This window comes from Mucilaginibacter sp. GW821-FHT07H05, assembly GCF_059418485.1.
In genome coordinates this window covers 221,551-238,880 of record NZ_JBWKPY010000007.1, presented here as the reverse complement: position 1 = coordinate 238,880, position 17,330 = coordinate 221,551, and the positions used below count along the sequence as shown (strand labels likewise).

Below are 17,330 nucleotides of genomic sequence, written 5' to 3'. Positions count from 1 at the left end.
AAAAGATCTGTCCAGCTAATAAGTGATATTATTAGTTATTGTTGTTTACATCACTCCAGTTAAGCTGCATATCGTTATCGATATCACCAGCAGCTTTTTTACCTAATATATCATTGTAACTTTCGGCAAGTATTTGTCCGGTGCCCGGCCGTTTTACCCATAAATTATCTTTAGTAAAAATTTCACCTTTTTTAACAGGTTTAATTGTTACCACACAAGCATAAGCAAAATCAATGGTTGCCTGTTCTTCCTGTAAAGCACCCTTTTCGCCGCCACGCTCCTGCTTTAATATTTTTGATCCTTCAATTAGTTCTTTCATTGCTGCCGGGTCCATAGAACAAACGATATCCGGCCCCACCCTCTCCATGCTATCAGTATAATGTCTTTCTAAAATAGAAGCACCCAGTGCAACAGCCCCAAGGCAGGCTAAATTATTAGTTGTATGATCAGACAAACCTACCACCGCATCAGGAAACTCTTGCTGCAATTGCACCATGGCGCCTAAGCGCACCAAATGAATTGGGGTTGGATAAATATTTGTACAATGCAAAAGCGCATAGGGAACTTTAAACTTCCTAAATATTGAAACTGCTTTCGTTATGCTTTCAATACTATTCATGCCGGTGCTTAAAATTATCGGCTTACCAAAACCTGCAATGTGCTCGAGCAATGGATAGTTATTACATTCGCCCGATCCTATTTTATATGCGGGCACATTCATCCTGTTTAACCTATCTGCCGCTGCGCGAGAGAATGGACTGCTGATAAAAATCATACCCTTACTCTCAACATATTGTTGAAGTGCGATTTCATCGCTTTCATTTAAAGCGCAACGTTCCATTATTTCATATATCGAAGTTTTAGTATGGCCTGGTATTACATTTTTTGCCGCACTGGTCATTTCATCTTCAACTATATGGGTTTGGTGCTTAATAACTTCCGCCCCGGCTTTGTAAGCTGTGTCAACAATATCTTTGGCTAACTGCAATGAGCCACCATGATTTATCCCGATCTCAGCAATAATTAACGGATCATAATTATATCCAATTTTCCTGCCTTTTATTGCAAATTCTGCAGTATTATTCATAATTGTTCAAGTATTTTTTTCCAACAAATTCAGCCCAATCAAAATCTTCCCGGGTATCAATATCGATATCAGCAAACGGACTACTCACTATAAATGTTTTTATTTTTTTACCAAAAATATCATCCTGCTCTATTATTACATTAGTTTTTGTTATATAAACTAATCCATTTTCATAATAATATGGAGCCATATCCTGCGATCGTTGGCCAGGTGCATAAGTAAGTGGCTTAAATATGCCGCCTTCTATACTACCTATTTTATGCCGATTCTCTGATACAGTTATTAATGAATCTATCTCGTGTTGAGATGACATAAAAGCCTCTATCATATTGTCAACTAAATTATCGGGCCTTAAAGGAGATGTTGGCTGTAATAATATAACTGCAAATGCTTTTAAATTAGCAACTTGTGGCGAAAGTAAAGCATGTTTTACAGCCGTTATTGTAGGTGCGTTATCACCAGATAATTCATCTGGGCGTTTAATTACAATTGCTCCAAACTGTTTCGAAACTTTTGCAATATCATCATCATCAGTAGTTACATAAACACTATCTATATACTTTGATTGCTTAGCAGTTATTATAGAATGTGCGATAAGTGGCTTACCCAAAAAATTCAAAATATTTTTCCCAGGCAAACGCTTTGATTTTCCTCTGGCAGGTATAATACATACAATGTTATGATTATCAATCATTTTAATATTTAATGCTTATAATAATTTAAGTTTAAATATTATAGATATCTGATTTGTACTGTTTTAAATTTTCAGGGTTCTTAAACCAATCTATAGTTTGAGTTAAGCCGTCAGCCAAATTAAATTGCGGTTTCCAGTTAGTGTACTCCATTATTTTTTTATTGGATCCGTATAATCTAAAAACTTCTGATTTTTCCGGCCTGATACGTTGGTCGTCTGTAATAATACTTGCCCGGGGATTAATCTGTCTGATTAGTTCCTGCGCTAAGTCGCCTACCGATATTTCAGATTGCGTTGCGATATTACAATCGTGCCCTATTAAAGCTTCAGCTTTAGCAATCTCAATAAACCCATTGGCCGTATCTTTTACATATAAGAGATCCCGGGTAGGTAGTACATCCCCCAACTTTATCTCTTGTTTGCCATTTAATAATTGAGTAATAATTGTTGGTATTACAGCCCTTGCTGATTGCCTTGGGCCAAATGTGTTAAAAGGCCTAACTATTGTTAAAGGTAAATCAAAACTCCTATAAAATGAATCAGCAATGCAATCGGCTCCAATTTTAGAGGCCGAATAAGGTGATTGTGGTTGACGTGGATGTAGTTCATCTATAGGAATATATTGGGCCGTGCCATAAACCTCTGAGGTAGATGTAACTAAAACACGCTCAACCCCGAAATCCTTTGCCGCTTGCACAATATTTAAAGTACCCTTAACATTAGTATCAATGTATGAATCTGGTGAGTGATAACTAAATGGTATGGCTATTAACGCAGCTAAATGAAATACTATATCAATATCTTTCATACTGGCTCTTACACCATATGGATCTCTAATATCCCCCGCAAATATTTCTATTTGACTAAGTTTATCTTTGGACAATGTATCAAGCCATCCCCAACTGTTAAATGAATTATAGTACACAAAGGCCCTAACCCGGCACCCCTCATTTAAAAGCTGTTCAACTAAATGGCTACCAATAAAACCATCGGCTCCTGTTACAAGAATCTTTTTCCCTTTTAATTCCATTAGGTATTAAGTATTGTATTTATTATTTTTTTAACTATCAAAAATATGATTGTTAAAATCCCGGCTATTATCGCTCCCATCAAAAATCCTTTTGTTTTACCTAATTTTTCTTTTTCAAGAGGTAAAATAGGGCGATCAATAATTTGTATCAGGGGTGTCTCTTTTCGAAGCGACATTTTTGATAATTCCAAATTTTTAACCAACTCGTTTAATATGGCTTGATTGGCTTGCACATCCACCTGCCTTTTTTGCGATGGTACCCTTAATATTTGTTTTAAAGTATTCGCATTGGGGGTAGCATCTATTGATAATGCTACTCCAGAAATGGCGGAATTTAACTCTCTACGTACAGAATCTGTTTGATATTGCAGTATATTAACGTTTTGGGTTGATTTTTTTGTTTTGGTATCTATATAAAATCTGGATACTTCGTTAACTAAAAGTTCAGTGAATAGTTTTGAAAATAATTGATTTTCAGACTTAACTGTAACAGTAATAATGCTTAGTTTTTTATCAATCTTATCAACAACTAGATTATTGTTTACGATTGACTGATGAATTTCTCCAAGAACGCTATCCTGTTGTAAAGTAAAATTGGCTCTATTAGCATTGGGTTCAAATTTAACATTCTTTGTCTGCGGATTATTTACCCATGCTTTACGCATATTTTTATAGCCAATATACATTTCGGCTAAGGTTTGTTTTTTACCATCTATATCAACCGTTCTTAATAATGCTTTTTCTACAATCGACCTTGATTTTATCAGTTCAATCAAATTATCTCCTGCAAAAGCCCCACCTCCGCTTCCACCTAAATCAATCCCAAACTGGCTGGCCAGCCCTAAAGCTGAACTTAACCCCCCCGATGATTTTTCATCCTCAAGTGCAAAACTAAGCTGAGCCTTATATAATGGTTTTTTGTACCATGAATAACAAAGGCCCAGCAATCCGCCCATTAAAGCAAATGCTATAATAACGATCCATTTTTTTAACAAGAATTTATACAGTAATGTAAATTTACTTAAAAGTTCTTTTAAAGTAATTTCTTTATCATCCAAAACCTTAGATCGATCTGCTTGGTCCATATTACAAAGCGTTATTAATTTGTAGGTTAATTACACTGATATTTTATTATTTACGGAGGCTTATTATACCTAAAATAATAGCTCCTAATGAAGCAAGCCCTGTAGTTAAGCCAACAATTTCTGTTGCACCCAAACCTTTCTTTTCGGGTTTTACCGGTACATATATTTCACTACCGGGTTTAACACTTGGGTGGCTGTTAAAGAATAAAAACTTATGAGTGGCTTTTACAGTACCGTTGGGATATACCACATAAGCTCCTCTTTTTAAAGCCTTGGGCGAAAATCCGCCAGCATTAGATACATAACTTGAAAAACTCTTCCCTTTTTCATAAACAACCGCGCTGGGATACAACACCTGTCCATTAACACGTACTATTTGTTGTTGCTTGGGTATACGCAAAATATCACCATCTTCTAATATCAAATCAGAGCTAGTGCCGGGCTTTTCAATAATCCTTTTCAGATCTATCCCCACGTAATCATTTCTGAATTGTATACTATCTATGTTAGTTGTTCCCTTATATGTCTGCTGTAATCTTTTTAAGCGGTCAACGCGTTCCTTAGCAATACCGGTCGTATCCACTTTGTTCTTATCAACACCCAAAATTGCTATATTAGTTCGTTTTAGCGTACCACCGTCCACATCTGCTGATGCCGTTAACCCGCCTGCGCGTTCAATGATATCAGATATCTTTTCGTTCTTTTTTTGGATAGCATAAGGACCGGGGTAAACAACTTCACCTTCCAGTTTAACTGTTTTTTGCGGCTCATATCCCGGTAAAGTGTATATTGAAACCACATCATATGGCTTCAATTCAAATCTTACGTCTGCAAGCTTTAAATTGCGGTCTACATTAATACTAAATACTTTTGAAACAGAACTGTTATTAGATAGAGGGTCGCTATTGTTGATACGCCTGGCTACTTCTATACGTTCAGCACTGGCACCTTCGGTAAATCCGCCTGCTTTAATAATCAGGTCCTGAACATTCATTTTTTCTGCATAGGGAAACAGACCTGGGTTTCTTACCTCACCTTGTATAGAAACTGTATATTTATCCCTTAAATCAAAAATTGATGCAATGCTAACCACATCCTCACGTTGTAAAACAATATCGGGGGCGGTTTTATTAGTTACACCAAGTACATCAAATGATATGATCTCGGTTGTATTATCCGGCTTTAACCTGGTTATACTTCCCTGTCCGGTAAACGCATCTTCTTTTAAACCAGCTGCTTTTTGTATCAATTGCGATAGTGTAAGCCCTTTTTCCAGTTCAAATTCGCCCGGGCGAAAAACCGCGCCGTTAATGGTTACACGGTTTTCAAACCTATCCAGTACACGCTGAACGATATACTTATCGCCGCGTAAAGGAACATAGTTTTTATAATCGTTTTCAAGTATATCTATAATCTTGTATTGCTGGTTACTAATCTGTACCGCTTTAATTTGTTCGGTATAGGCCTTTTCGGTAAAGCCGCCCGCAAATTTTAATATATCCTGTAAGGTTTCACCGGGCAGTGTTTCAAATATGGCAGGTATTTTTACTTCACCAGCCAATTCTACACGGGTACGATAGGTTGGTACACGTATAATATCCTGGTCCTGGAGGCCGATATTGTCTTTTTGGCTGCCGCTAACTAAAAAATCGTAAACATCAAGATGCCTAAAAATCCTGCCATTCCTAATAATCTCTATCTGACGGAAAGTGCCATTATCGCTTGGCCCACCGGATGCATATAAAGCGTCAAACACCGTGGCCAATGACGGCACACTATAGGTATTAGGCCTAACAACTTCGCCAACCACCCGTACTTTAATTGTACGGATATCGCCCAACGTAACGTTTACACTTGTACCTCTTCCAATGGCATAATTATTAGCGGTAAGTTTAGCCTTAATACTTGTTGTTGCCTGCTCAACCGTTTTGCCGGCTACATTTAACGGGCCAACCCCAGGAATAGTAATATTGCCTTCGGGCGATACATTAAGTTTCCAGTTAGCTAATGAATTGCCATATACGCTGATAACTATTTGATCATCTGGGCCAAGTATATAATTTAATGGGGTTGCCAGTCTTAAATTAGGTGTGGAGGATATGCTTCCATTTCTAAACAGATCGGCTCCAAATATTTTAGGCTTCAATCCTTCAAATACATCTGCGTTAGGTTTAGTTTTATTTAATGTATCAGGCTGATAATTTAACCGCCTTGGGGTGTTTTGACTGGTATCGCCGGCAGCAGTGCCGCTACCTTGGGTTTTACGGATATTATTTATACGCTCACGCAAACGTGCTGCCTGATCTGCAGATAAGCCCCTCGCTTGCGCCTGTTGTACAACTTGCGCGTCACTTAATCCTTGTGCCTGGGCTTGCTGTAGCACTTGTTTAAGCTGCGCATCAGAATATTGATCAACGGTTGTACCGGCTGGGATATTTTGAGCTGCGACCGTTGAATAAGCAACAATACTTACAGAGAATATCAATAGAGAAAACAGGATTTTAAAACACTTCATATATCATAAAAATACCGTAGCGGCTTTTACAGTTTCCAACTACAAATTAAATTCATATTAGTTTTGCAATATTAAGTAAATTAATGCTCAATACTATAACCATAACCGCCCGTAAACTAAGTTATAACTCCACATTCCTTTTAAATCGTATATAACAGATTGACCGTTCCTTTTGAAATTCACATAGCGCAAATCAAAAAACCGCTGATGGGCTACCGCCACTATAATGACATAGCCGAGACCGATTACAGCAATAGTAAGATTTACAGGAGTTTGAAAAATAATATTTAAGAGGATAGATATAGGATCAGGCATTTAGGCTGTTTATTTTAACAGTGGGCAAATATAGGCTTATTTTTAAAGGTCAATTCAAATTATTAAAGTAAATGATAACTACCCATTATAAATTTGGTAAACACCAGTTATTATTTTTTGTTTGGCCGAACCAACCAATAGGGTAGTGATTTTTTTCTCCATCATCACCTGCTCGGCCTGGTTAATATATTCGTCGGCATCTATAATAACCGGGGTGGCGGTCATCATTTCGGCAATTTGCATATTGGTAATATCATTACTTTTTAAAAGCGCCCGCCTCAGGTCGCCATCGGTAATAATTCCTTTTATAGAAGTGGCGTCCCCTACCATCACCAGGCCTAAACGCCCTTCAGACATCCGCAACAGCAATTCGGTAAACGATGCCCCTTCATCAATAAAAGGTAAATTATCTGTACGCATCATATCTTTAATTTTAACCAATAGCTTGCGCCCAAGGCTGCCGCCCGGATGAAAACGTGCAAAATCTTCGTGCTGAAACTGCCTGGCTTCCATTAATGCCACCGCTATTGCATCGCCCATTACCAACGCTGCTGTGGTTGATGATGTTGGCGCCAGTTTAAGCGGGCAGGCTTCGTGCAAAATATTGATATTTAAATGATGCCTGCTATTTTTTGCCAGCGTTGATAAAGGATTGCCCGTAATGCTGATGATCACATTTTCGTTCCATTTTAAAAAGGGGATAATTTGCAGCACCTCGTCTGTTTCGCCCGAATAGGAGATCAGTATTACAGGATCGCGCCGGCCTACCATACCTAAATCGCCATGGAATGCCTCGCCCGGATGTAAAAAATAGCTTGGTGTACCCGTACTTGTTAAAGTAGCGGCTATTTTTTGCCCGATAATACCCGATTTACCTACGCCGGCGATTATTAATTTGCCGGGTGAATTAAATATGGCTTGTATAACACTGGTAAACTCATCGTTTATGGAATTGGCCACATGTTGTAACGACTCAATTTCTGTTTCAAATACCCGCCTGGCAATGTCTTTCATACCTGTTATTTATCCGCCAAAAATCTGTATAATTATGAACATAACGGGTATTTGCAGTATAAAAGTTTTTGTATTGGCTGTAAATAACTTAATTTGGAACATGATTACCTGAATACCTGCACAATGAAAAAACTATTATTAATTATATCCTCAGCTGTTTTTTTATCATTAACCATACTGGGCTTTACGTACAGCGATGATCCACTGGATAGCCTGCTGGCCCGGTTGGAAAAGCTGACCACAGAAAACCCGCAGGAAAAAGTGCACCTGCACTTTGATAAGCCTTATTACAGCCTTGGCGAGGATATGTGGTTTAAAGCCTATGTGGTTAATGCCGAAAGGAATTTTTTATCAACGCAAAGCAAAATATTATATGTTGACCTGATGGATGACCGCGATTCGGTTAGGAAAACATTGCTGCTACCATTGGTAAATGGCATGGCCAGCGGTGATATACACCTGAGTGATTCTATATTAACAGCAGGCAAATACCATATTTATGCCTACACCAAATGGATGATCAATTTTGGGAGTGATTATTTCTTTAAAAAAGACATCCCTATTGTAAACGCCTTGCGGGGCTCGGTTACAGGAAGCATGCAATATAGGGCCAGTTCTGCAAGTGCAGGCAAGCAGCTAACCACCGACATTACTTATAGCAATGACAGCAGCAGGCCATTTGCCGGTCAGCCGGTAAGCTATGTAATAAAAGCTAAAGGAAAAACCATTGCCGATGGTAAAGCCCAAACAAACAGCGATGGTAAGATCAGTATCCAGGCATTAGTAAAAGATGATTATAAAAATGCCGGCATCGTTATTACTACAACCATAAAATCCCTGAATAATCAAACCATATCTCAGGATTTTGTGATCAGGCCATTGGCGGCTGTAGCCGATGTGCAATTCTTCCCCGAAGGTGGCAAACTGGTTAATAACATCCGCACCAAAGTTGGCTTTAAAGCCTTAAAACCAAACGGACTTGGCGAAAGCGTTACCGGCTATGTGGCTGACGAAAATAACGAACATGTGGCCGAGTTTAAATCGGAACATGCGGGGATGGGTATTTTTGCTTTGCAACCATTAACAGGCAAAACGTACACTGCCGTTATTACGCACGAAGACGGGTCTGAAAGGCGTTATGCCCTGCCTAAAGCTGATGCCGATGGTTACGTATTAAACATTAATCATATAGGTAAGGATAGTTTATCGGTAAGGGTGGCGGCAAGCCCGGCTTTGATAAACGGAAAAGAAGCTATTATTATAGCCCAATGCAACGGCATTGTACAGTTTGTGGCCAAAACCAAATTAGATAAAGCATCCAATGTAAGCTACATATCGGCAAAAAAAATCCCAACGGGTATTATACAGTTCACCTTATTCTCGCCCGATTATGTTCCGGTTGCCGAGCGGCTAATATTTATCGACCATAACGATCAGCTTAGCGCTGAAATAAAACCAAACAAGGAAACATACACTAAACGTAGCCAGGTAAAAATGGATATTACTGTAACCGATGCTTATAACGAGCCGGTAATTGGCAGTTTCTCTGTAGCGGTAACCGATCAAACCAAGGTAAACCTGGCCGAGGATAATGAAAATACGATACTATCCAATCTACTGTTAACATCAGATATTAAAGGTTATATAGAGCAGCCTAATTACTACTTTAACCCGATCAATACCGCCAGGCAAAAACACCTTGACCAATTACTGCTTACCCAGGGCTGGCGCCGCTTTACCTGGGCCGGCCTGCAGGCTAATAAATACCCGCTTATTAAATACAAGCCCGAACAAAGTTTATCCGTAAGCGGAAACGTCACTACACTCGGCAATAAACCCGTAAGTAAGGGTAAGGTTACCTTGTTTGCCTCAACTGTTAACGGCCCTATACTAATTGATACCGTGGCCGACGAAAACGGGCATTTTGTATTTGATGACCTGAATTTTTCGGATAGCACCAAGCTGGTTGTAAGGGCAAGCAATGCCAAAAACCGAACCATAGTTAAAACCACGATAGATAAAAAGCCACATATTCCGTTCAGCACACCTTTTGATGCCTCGGATGTAATTAGTGATATGAGCTTAAACGATTATTTAAAATTTACACAAACCCGCTTTGAGGAAATGAGTAAGTTTGGTTTGTTTAACAATAGCATTGCATTGAAGGAGGTGAAAATAGTAGGCAAAAAAAATTATTTTGCCGATCGTATTATTCCTAATTCATCAAACCTGAGCCCCGGTTCAGCCGACCAGGTTATTAAACCGGATAAGTTAAGTACGCAAACAAATTTACTAAACGCTTTTTACGGTTTGCCGGGTATCGAAATAAAATCGAACAAGGTTTATCGTATAGGGCGTATTACATCAATAACCCGCCCACAGGGAGTACCTATGATGGTTGTTTTAGACGGGATGACAATTGAGCCCGACTATCTTAAAGATATCCCTCCATCAGACGTAGCCGGCATTGAACTTTTAACATCCGGATCAAATACAGCCATCTACGGCGACAAAGGAGCATGGGGTGTTATTATTATAACTACCAAAAGAGGAACTGGCTTTGGCAGCATTTCAAACGCGTTTAATGTAGTACATGATATCCCTCAGGGCTATTCGCTTACCCGTAAATTTTATTCGCCCGCTTATGATACCCCGTCCGGTCAAACAAAAATGGCCGACCTGCGATCGACCATATACTGGAACCCGGATATTGTAACTGATGCGCAGGGTAAAGCCTCCATCACCTATTTTAACGCGGATGATACGGGCACCTGTAAAGTTACTTTAGAGGGCCTGGATACAAAAGGCAAACTGATCCGTAAAACGGTTACTTACGGGGTAAAATAGGCTTACAATAAGGATTGCATTACCTTTTCCAGATCATGCAGTTTTACCATATTTGGCCCATCGCTCAGGGCGTTATCCGGGTCGGGGTGTATTTCCATAAAATAACCATCGGCGCCAAATGCTTTGGCGGCTAATGCCATCATCGGTACAAAGGTACGGTCGCCGCCGGTTTTGCCGCCTGCACCGCCCGGGCGTTGTACCGAGTGGGTGCAATCCATGCAAACGGGGTAACCAAAGGCTTTCATATCGTAAATATTCCTGAAATCTACAGCCAGGTTATTATAGCCATACATATTACCACGTTCGGTTAATATCACCTGTGTATTGCCGGCTTCAACCACTTTTTGAGCCGGGTAAAACATATCCTGTCCGGATAAAAACTGCGCCTTTTTAACGTTAACTATCTTCCCTGTTTGTGCGGCAGCTACCAGCAGATCAGTTTGGCGGCATAAAAAAGCAGGGATCTGTAATATATCAACCACTTGTGCTGCAATGGCGGCCTGGGCGGGTTCATGTATATCGGTTGTTAGTGGTAAGTTAAAGCGGTCTTTTACCTTTTGCAGCATCTCCATCCCTTTTTCTATACCCGGCCCCCGGTACGAGTGGATAGAGGTACGGTTAGCCTTATCAAACGATGATTTAAATATCACCGGTACATTAAACTTCTGCCCCATTTCGGCCACCACTTCGGCAACCTGGAATAAAAGTTCCTGGTTCTCCATTACACACGGGCCTAATATAAAAAACGGCTTCTGCCGGATCTGATCAAATAACATACGCTGTTGGTTATAGGGCAAAGATGAGATTATAAACACGAATTTCACGAAACGTACGTGATTTTTTCTCGAATTGAATTGGTGTTAATTCGATCTATAAGTGTAATTGGTGTTAATTCAATTCGTGCAATTCGTATCTTATCTTATACTTTTGTCTATCATGATCAATTATTTTGAATTTTACGATATCCCCGAATCCTTCAACCCCGACCAGGCCCTGTTGAAAAAACAGTTTTACCGCCTAAGTAAGGAATATCATCCTGATTTTTACGTCAACGAAAGCGACGAGCGTCAGCAGGAGATCCTGGAGCTATCCACGCTGAATAATAATGCTTACCACACGCTAAGCGACCCGGCCAAACGCTTAGATTATATCCTGCGTAGCCACGATTTGATTGCCGAAGGCGCCAAACCACAACTACCTGCCGATTTTTTAATGGAGATGATGGATATGAACGAACGGCTGATGGAAGTTGAAAACGCGGAGCAATTAGCCGATATTACTGCCGAAGCGCTGGCTGTTGAAAGCGACCTGCAAAACAACCTGGATACCTTAACCACTGATTATGAAACCTTAAGCGATACGGCTAAGGAAGACAGGCTAAATAAGATCACGGATATTTATTACAGATTGAAATATTTGTTGCGGATTAAAGAGAGTTTAGATACATTTGCAGCCCGCTTCTGAACAAAAGACTTGTTCACACAAAAATGCCCAGCTGGCGGAATTGGTAGACGCGCTGGTCTCAAACACCTGTGGGAAACCGTGCCGGTTCGACTCCGGCGCTGGGTACGCCTTAAAAGCCCTAACAATCAGATTGTTAGGGCTTTATCTTTTATAGAAATCACAAAAAAGGCATATTTTAAGTTCTTTTTGTTTTTTTTACACTTTTCAACTACCTGTTAATCAGATAGTTGAAAACTAAAAATTTTAAGATATTTGATTTCTGAATTTTACTACCAATTGATTTACAGTGATTTATGATTTTAAAAAAATCTTTAGTTTCTCTCATACTAATTTTTTGACCTTATAGCGGGAAATTTTGAACCGACTGTTTAAAGCAATTTGCCGATCAAGTTAATTTAGCCTTGGCCGGGAAGTTTTGATCATATTTCACCCATGATCGAACGATTCCGTTGTGTCAGTTCCGTCTTTATCGGCAGATGATCATTTACCCGGCGAAAATCGCCCCGCAAAACTTTAAAGACTAATTCGCCCGTAAAACTTGCAGTAGGGTTAATACTGGTTTATAATGATGTAAAACTAAAGACAACTCGTCGCATCTTGAATTCATTCGTTTGTCGAATTGTCTCGAATTGATATTAACAAGCGCTTTTACCGTTGCCTCAGATTAAATTTCCAACGTAATTGTCGTTTATTGAAGAGTTAGTAAAGTTTATCAAAAACGCTAAAAAGCGCGTATTTTTAAATTCGTGACAGAATCGTGGCTCTCATCAGGGCTAACATTAGTTTTTATGCGTAAAAAGCACTTCCCCAGGACTTGACCTTACAGCCTTTCATCTGAGCAAATAAGAACGAAGCGGCCTCGCGGTCCCCAATAAATACTGGCCATAATCCTCAAACCCTTTCAGGGTTTTCAGGCTCAGCAAAATATAAAACTGTGTTTTCATAGTTCCCATAAAAACAAAGGGCTCCTGCTTTGCAGGAGCCCTTTGGATAAAAACTAATACTACTTATTTAATCTCGATCTGGCGGCGTGCCACTTTAGCCTCTTCGCGTTTAGCAATATTAATGCGCAGGATACCATCGGTATAGGAGGCGTCGATCTGGCTGTCGTCGGCACTTTCCGGAAGGGTGAACGAACGCACGAAAGAACTATAGCTGTATTCGCGCTTGTTATAATTCTTCTGGTTGTCCTGCTGATCCGAAGCAGTTTCCACCGAAATGGTCAGCTGGTTACGTTCCAGGTTCAGCTTGAAATCTTCCTTCTTCAATCCCGGCGCAGCCAGCTCTACATGATAGTTATTTTCGCTTTCGCTAATGTTGACAGCGGGTACGCGGGTCACCATGCGGTCATTGAAAAAGGTATCATTAAAGATCGATTCGAAAACATCATTAAAGCCTGGCAATAATGTGTTGTTACGATTGTTGTTGAATTTAACTAAGGTCATGGCCTTTTACTTTTTAAATAAATGAACAATAAATTAATTAAACTATCCAATCTACAACAAGCCCTGTGCCAATACGCGCGGAATGAAATTTTTGCAGTTCCGAATGAAAAAATTTCAGCGCCGGTGTCAAATTTTCAGTGCATCCGAAACAGTTTGGTTTGCCTGAGTCCCGGCGTAACCTCCTCAAAGGGATGTTTACCCTTAATACGGCGGTTCAACCAAATGTCCTTAACCATGGTGGAACGCATTTCCCCAAAAACTTTTCGGGCATCTGTAAATAACTATACAACTTGCCCGAGTGGTAACGCACCGTTAACGAGGCGTAATAACAAAGCCTGCTGCGTTCTTTAAATTTCGGTGGGTGGCACCGGTAGTACCAGGCCGCGGGTAAAGGCATAATAGTTAACCATTGACCACTTCGCCTCCGTTTACATGAATGACCTGCCCGGTGATAAATGAAGCGTCGTCCGAAGCCAGGAACACATACGCCGGTGCCAGTTCCGAAGGTTGCCCAGCCCGTTTCATCGCGGTTTCCGAGCCAAAGGTTTTGATTTTCTCCTGGTCAAAAGTGGAAACGATCAGCGGCGTCCAGACCGGGCCGGGCGCTACCGCGTTGACCCGGATCTTTTTCTCGACGATATTGGTTGCCAGCGAGCGGGTAAATGAAGTGATCGCGCCTTTTGTGGAGGAATAATCCACCAGGTTGGGTGAAGAGCGGTACGCAGTTACAGAGGTTGTATTAATGATGCTATCCCCGGCATGCATATATTCCAGCGCCTTATTGGCGAAATGAAAATAGGCGAAAATGTTGGTACGGAAAGTATCCTCCAATTGTTTTTCATCAATGGCCTTCGGGTCTTTTTGCGGCACCTGCATCCCGGCGTTGTTGACGAGTATATTGAGCTTGCCGAGTTTTTTGACCGTTTGCTGCACGGCCTTTTTGCAGAAGCTGCTTTTCTTGACATCACCTTTCAATAACAAACATTTTTTTCCTTCGGCTTCTACCAGCTTTTTCGTTTCCTCCGCATCGATATCCTCATCGAAATAAACAACTACAATATCCGCACCTTCCCGGGCGAAATGGACGCTGACCGCGCGGCCGATGCCGCTATCGCCGCCGGTGATCAGGGCGACCTTGTTCGCCAATTTCCCTGAACCTTTATAATTTGCTTTGATATATTCCGGTGCCGGCTTCATCTTTGCTTCCAAACCCGGTTGCCTGTTTTGTTTTTTTGGTGTCGTTGCCATATGCTATAAACGGATGTCTGTGACGGATGGTTTTACCATTTTTAAAACAGCAGGCAGTCTTTGGTGTTCAAATAAAACTATGAAAGATCTTGCCCGGCGCTTCCCGGAAAACCCGTTATTATTACCCAGGGACCTCAAACCAAGCGGCGATGGTTTGCAGATCATCAGTTTGCTTAACCCTGGTGTATTCCGTTATCAAAACAAGACCTGGCTATTGGTCAGGGTCGCGGAAGGCGTTTCGCAAAAAGAGGGTGTGATCTTTTTCCCGGCACTAAATGCCACAGGCAATACCGAGATCATTGAAGTGCCATTGAACGACCCGGACCTGATCGCCACCGATGCACGGGTGGTTAGCTATAAAGGACTGGATTACCTGACAACCGTGTCACACCTGCGTTTACTCGCCAGCGAGGATGGCATGCATTTTACCGAGCAGCAGGGTTACCCCCCGCTTTTTGGCAAAGGTTACCTGGAGCGTTTCGGGATCGAAGATTGCCGGGTGACGCAAATTGATGAGGTTTATTACCTGACCTATACGGCGGTTTCAGACAGCGGAGTAGGCGTTGGAATGCTAACGACCACCGACTGGCAGCATTTTGAAAATGGCGGGATGATATTGCCGCCACATAATAAAGACTGTGCCATCTTCGACGAAAAGATCAACGATAAATATTATTGTCTGCACCGCCCGAGCAGCAAAGAAATTGGCGGCAACTATATCTGGCTGGCAGAATCGTCTGATACCCGGCAGTGGGGAAACCACCAATGCCTGATCAAATCCCGGCCGGGCATGTGGGATAGCGCCCGGGTTGGCGCGGGCGCGGCTCCCATACGGACAGACAAGGGCTGGCTGGAGATATACCACGGTGCAGATGCGGAACACCGTTATTGCCTGGGCGCTTTTTTAATGGATATTCATGATCCGTCAAAAGTTATTGGCCGGACAAAAGATCCTATCATGGTACCTACCGAGCCTTATGAGTTGAGCGGTTTTTTTGGCTATGTGGTTTTTACCAACGGGCATGTAGTTGATGGCGACCGCCTGACCATTTACTATGGCGCAGCTGATGAGTTTGTCTGCGGCGCTTATTTTTCAATAACCGATATTTTGGATCAATTAGTTAATGATGGAAAAGAAGATCAATGAATGCAGTAAGCTGATGGCCGGAAAGGGCCTGACCGTCGCCTTCGCGGAAAGCGCGACGGCGGGTTGGCTCTGCTCGGAGTTCGCGCTGACCGATGATTCGGGGAAGGTGCTGAAAGGCGGCATCGCCTGTTATGATGCGGACCTGAAAGTGGATCTGCTTAAAGTCCCGCAAGAACTGATCGACAAATTCACCCCGGAATCACTGGAAGTTACCCGCGAGATGGCCCACCGGCTGGATAAGCTCATTCCGTGTGATATCCGGGTTGCGGTAACCGGACTCACCACGCCTGGCGGTAGCGAAACCCCCGAAAAGCCCGTCGGCACGATGTTCGTAGTAGCGCTCATCAATAACAGGGAGATCAGCTTTCGTAAAGTATTTGAAGGCGGCTGCGAGGATATCATTCACCAAACCATTGAGGCAACCGCCGAAATGCTGACCGATGCGTTGCGTTAAACCGATGTGGTTATTGCTACCAGCCGTTGTGCATTGGGAATGGCAGCTGCCGCAGCATCGTTATTAAAATAACACCAGACCTCTTTGACGCCGTCCTTTGCTTTAAGTTCATCGGCAAATTCTTGAAGTGAATCGTCACTATAGCTTGAGTGGTACAGGTGCGGAACACCGTGAAAACGGTAATACACGATAGGCCCGGTTACGACAGGTTTATCGGGCAGATCCGGGTGGCTCATCCCGCAGAATGATATCCCACGCTTACGCAAGGCGGTATAAATTTCTTCACACCACCAACCCGGATGCCTGAATTCCAACACATTATCAAAGCTAAGGTCAAGCTGTTCCAGCACGCGCGCCAGCCTTTCGGGGTCGTAGCGAAAACGTGGAGGGAACTGAAATAAGACCGGGCCCAGTTTCTCTTCCAGCCCATGGCGTATGGTGCTGTAAAAGTCGCCGAGCATATCCACTGTACCATGAAACTGTTTGTAATGGGTGATCGCCTGGGGTGCCTTAACCGCGAAGCGAAAGCCGGCCGGCGCCTTTCCATACCACGAGCGCAGCACGTCGAGACGCGGAAAGTGATAAAAGGTCACGTTGAGTTCCAGCGTGGCAAACTGCCCGGCGTAAAATTCAAACCACTTTTTCTGCGGAAGTTCAGCCGGGTAAAAAATGCCTTTCCAGTGCGGGTAATGAAACCCCGAGCAACCGATATGCCATTCCATCATGACCCGGCGCTGCTGTTATCGGTCGCTTCTGCCGCCGGTTCGCACTTCCCGCCGCCAAATTGGCCCAGCAACAGGCCGGCAAATCGCAAGTCGGCATAGGATACACTGGCGTTAAACTGTAGGTCTCTCACATAATGGAACATCATCTTTAAGTTTTAATGGTGATCAATGCGTATACAACTTTTAGCAGTTTTATTATGTTTTAATTAATTAAGTTTTTTTATACGAAATATTTCAAACAATAATTAACTGATAAGGGT

General features: G+C 41.9%; 15 protein-coding genes and 1 tRNA gene. 5 read left to right on the top strand and 11 right to left on the bottom strand.

What is annotated here, in order from left to right; genetic code table 11:
• Positions 1–31: 31 nt before the first annotated feature.
• The 6 genes from AC07M6_RS19340 to AC07M6_RS19315 form a co-directional block, all read right to left on the bottom strand.
• On the bottom strand, positions 32–1,087 hold the full coding sequence (locus AC07M6_RS19340; RefSeq protein WP_494892284.1) for an N-acetylneuraminate synthase family protein: 1,056 nt from the start codon (positions 1,085–1,087) through the stop codon (positions 32–34).
• Positions 1,080–1,781, bottom strand: a complete 702-nt coding sequence (locus AC07M6_RS19335; protein ID WP_494892282.1) for an acylneuraminate cytidylyltransferase family protein — start codon at positions 1,779–1,781, stop codon at positions 1,080–1,082. The genes AC07M6_RS19340 and AC07M6_RS19335 overlap by 8 nt, the downstream gene beginning before the upstream one ends.
• Positions 1,782–1,812: 31 nt before the next feature.
• A complete protein-coding gene (locus tag AC07M6_RS19330; protein WP_494892280.1) occupies positions 1,813–2,811 on the bottom strand; it encodes an NAD-dependent 4,6-dehydratase LegB in 999 nt (332 codons plus the stop codon).
• Complete coding sequence (locus AC07M6_RS19325) at positions 2,811–3,896, bottom strand: Wzz/FepE/Etk N-terminal domain-containing protein (protein WP_494892278.1); 1,086 nt, start codon at positions 3,894–3,896, stop codon at positions 2,811–2,813. Before AC07M6_RS19325 ends, AC07M6_RS19330 begins: the two co-directional genes overlap by 1 nt.
• 46 nt (positions 3,897–3,942) lie before the next feature.
• Entirely contained in the window at positions 3,943–6,411 is a 2,469-nt protein-coding gene (locus AC07M6_RS19320) for an SLBB domain-containing protein (protein WP_494892276.1), read from the bottom strand.
• A 393-nt stretch (positions 6,412–6,804) separates the two neighbouring features.
• On the bottom strand, positions 6,805–7,740 hold the full coding sequence (locus AC07M6_RS19315; protein WP_494892275.1) for a KpsF/GutQ family sugar-phosphate isomerase: 936 nt from the start codon (positions 7,738–7,740) through the stop codon (positions 6,805–6,807).
• Positions 7,741–7,863: 123 nt separating this feature from the next.
• Here AC07M6_RS19315 and AC07M6_RS19310 point away from each other — a divergent pair, with 123 nt between their 5' ends.
• On the top strand, positions 7,864–10,587 hold the full coding sequence (locus AC07M6_RS19310) for a TonB-dependent receptor (protein ID WP_494892274.1): 2,724 nt from the start codon (positions 7,864–7,866) through the stop codon (positions 10,585–10,587).
• 2 nt (positions 10,588–10,589) lie between these two features.
• On the opposite strand, the gene kdsA is transcribed toward AC07M6_RS19310, so the two are convergent.
• On the bottom strand, positions 10,590–11,363 hold the full coding sequence (gene kdsA / locus AC07M6_RS19305) for a 3-deoxy-8-phosphooctulonate synthase (protein ID WP_494892273.1): 774 nt from the start codon (positions 11,361–11,363) through the stop codon (positions 10,590–10,592).
• A 160-nt stretch (positions 11,364–11,523) separates the two neighbouring features.
• Between kdsA and hscB the strand changes: the two genes are divergently transcribed.
• Positions 11,524–12,051 carry a Fe-S protein assembly co-chaperone HscB gene (gene hscB / locus AC07M6_RS19300; RefSeq protein ID WP_494892271.1) on the top strand — a complete coding sequence of 176 codons (528 nt, stop codon included), beginning with the start codon at positions 11,524–11,526 and terminating at the stop codon, positions 12,049–12,051.
• 25 nt (positions 12,052–12,076) lie between these two features.
• Positions 12,077–12,156: transfer RNA gene (locus AC07M6_RS19295), tRNA-Leu, on the top strand.
• A gap of 902 nt (positions 12,157–13,058) precedes the next feature.
• Here AC07M6_RS19295 and AC07M6_RS19290 read toward each other — a convergent pair.
• Together AC07M6_RS19290 and AC07M6_RS19285 are read right to left on the bottom strand one after the other, a co-directional pair.
• Positions 13,059–13,496 carry an Hsp20/alpha crystallin family protein gene (locus AC07M6_RS19290; RefSeq protein WP_494892270.1) on the bottom strand — a complete coding sequence of 146 codons (438 nt, stop codon included), beginning with the start codon at positions 13,494–13,496 and terminating at the stop codon, positions 13,059–13,061.
• A 402-nt stretch (positions 13,497–13,898) separates the two neighbouring features.
• On the bottom strand, positions 13,899–14,744 hold the full coding sequence (locus AC07M6_RS19285; RefSeq protein ID WP_494892269.1) for an SDR family oxidoreductase: 846 nt from the start codon (positions 14,742–14,744) through the stop codon (positions 13,899–13,901).
• 79 nt (positions 14,745–14,823) lie between these two features.
• On the opposite strand from AC07M6_RS19285, the gene AC07M6_RS19280 reads away from it, so the two are divergent.
• On the top strand, positions 14,824–15,891 hold the full coding sequence (locus AC07M6_RS19280) for a glycoside hydrolase family 130 protein (protein ID WP_494892268.1): 1,068 nt from the start codon (positions 14,824–14,826) through the stop codon (positions 15,889–15,891).
• Positions 15,869–16,345, top strand: a complete 477-nt coding sequence (locus AC07M6_RS19275) for a CinA family protein (RefSeq protein ID WP_494892267.1) — start codon at positions 15,869–15,871, stop codon at positions 16,343–16,345. The genes AC07M6_RS19280 and AC07M6_RS19275 overlap by 23 nt, the downstream gene beginning before the upstream one ends.
• Here the strand turns inward: AC07M6_RS19275 and AC07M6_RS19270 are convergent.
• Both AC07M6_RS19270 and AC07M6_RS19265 read right to left on the bottom strand, forming a co-directional pair.
• Positions 16,342–17,070, bottom strand: coding sequence for a DUF72 domain-containing protein (locus AC07M6_RS19270; RefSeq protein WP_494892265.1), 729 nt, complete (start codon positions 17,068–17,070; stop codon positions 16,342–16,344). The two genes, AC07M6_RS19275 and AC07M6_RS19270, sit on opposite strands and share 4 nt — an antisense overlap.
• Positions 17,067–17,216: a hypothetical protein gene (locus AC07M6_RS19265; RefSeq protein ID WP_494892263.1), complete on the bottom strand. Its 150-nt coding sequence runs from the start codon at positions 17,214–17,216 to the stop codon at positions 17,067–17,069. Before AC07M6_RS19265 ends, AC07M6_RS19270 begins: the two co-directional genes overlap by 4 nt.
• Between the last annotated feature and the right edge of the window lie 114 nt (positions 17,217–17,330).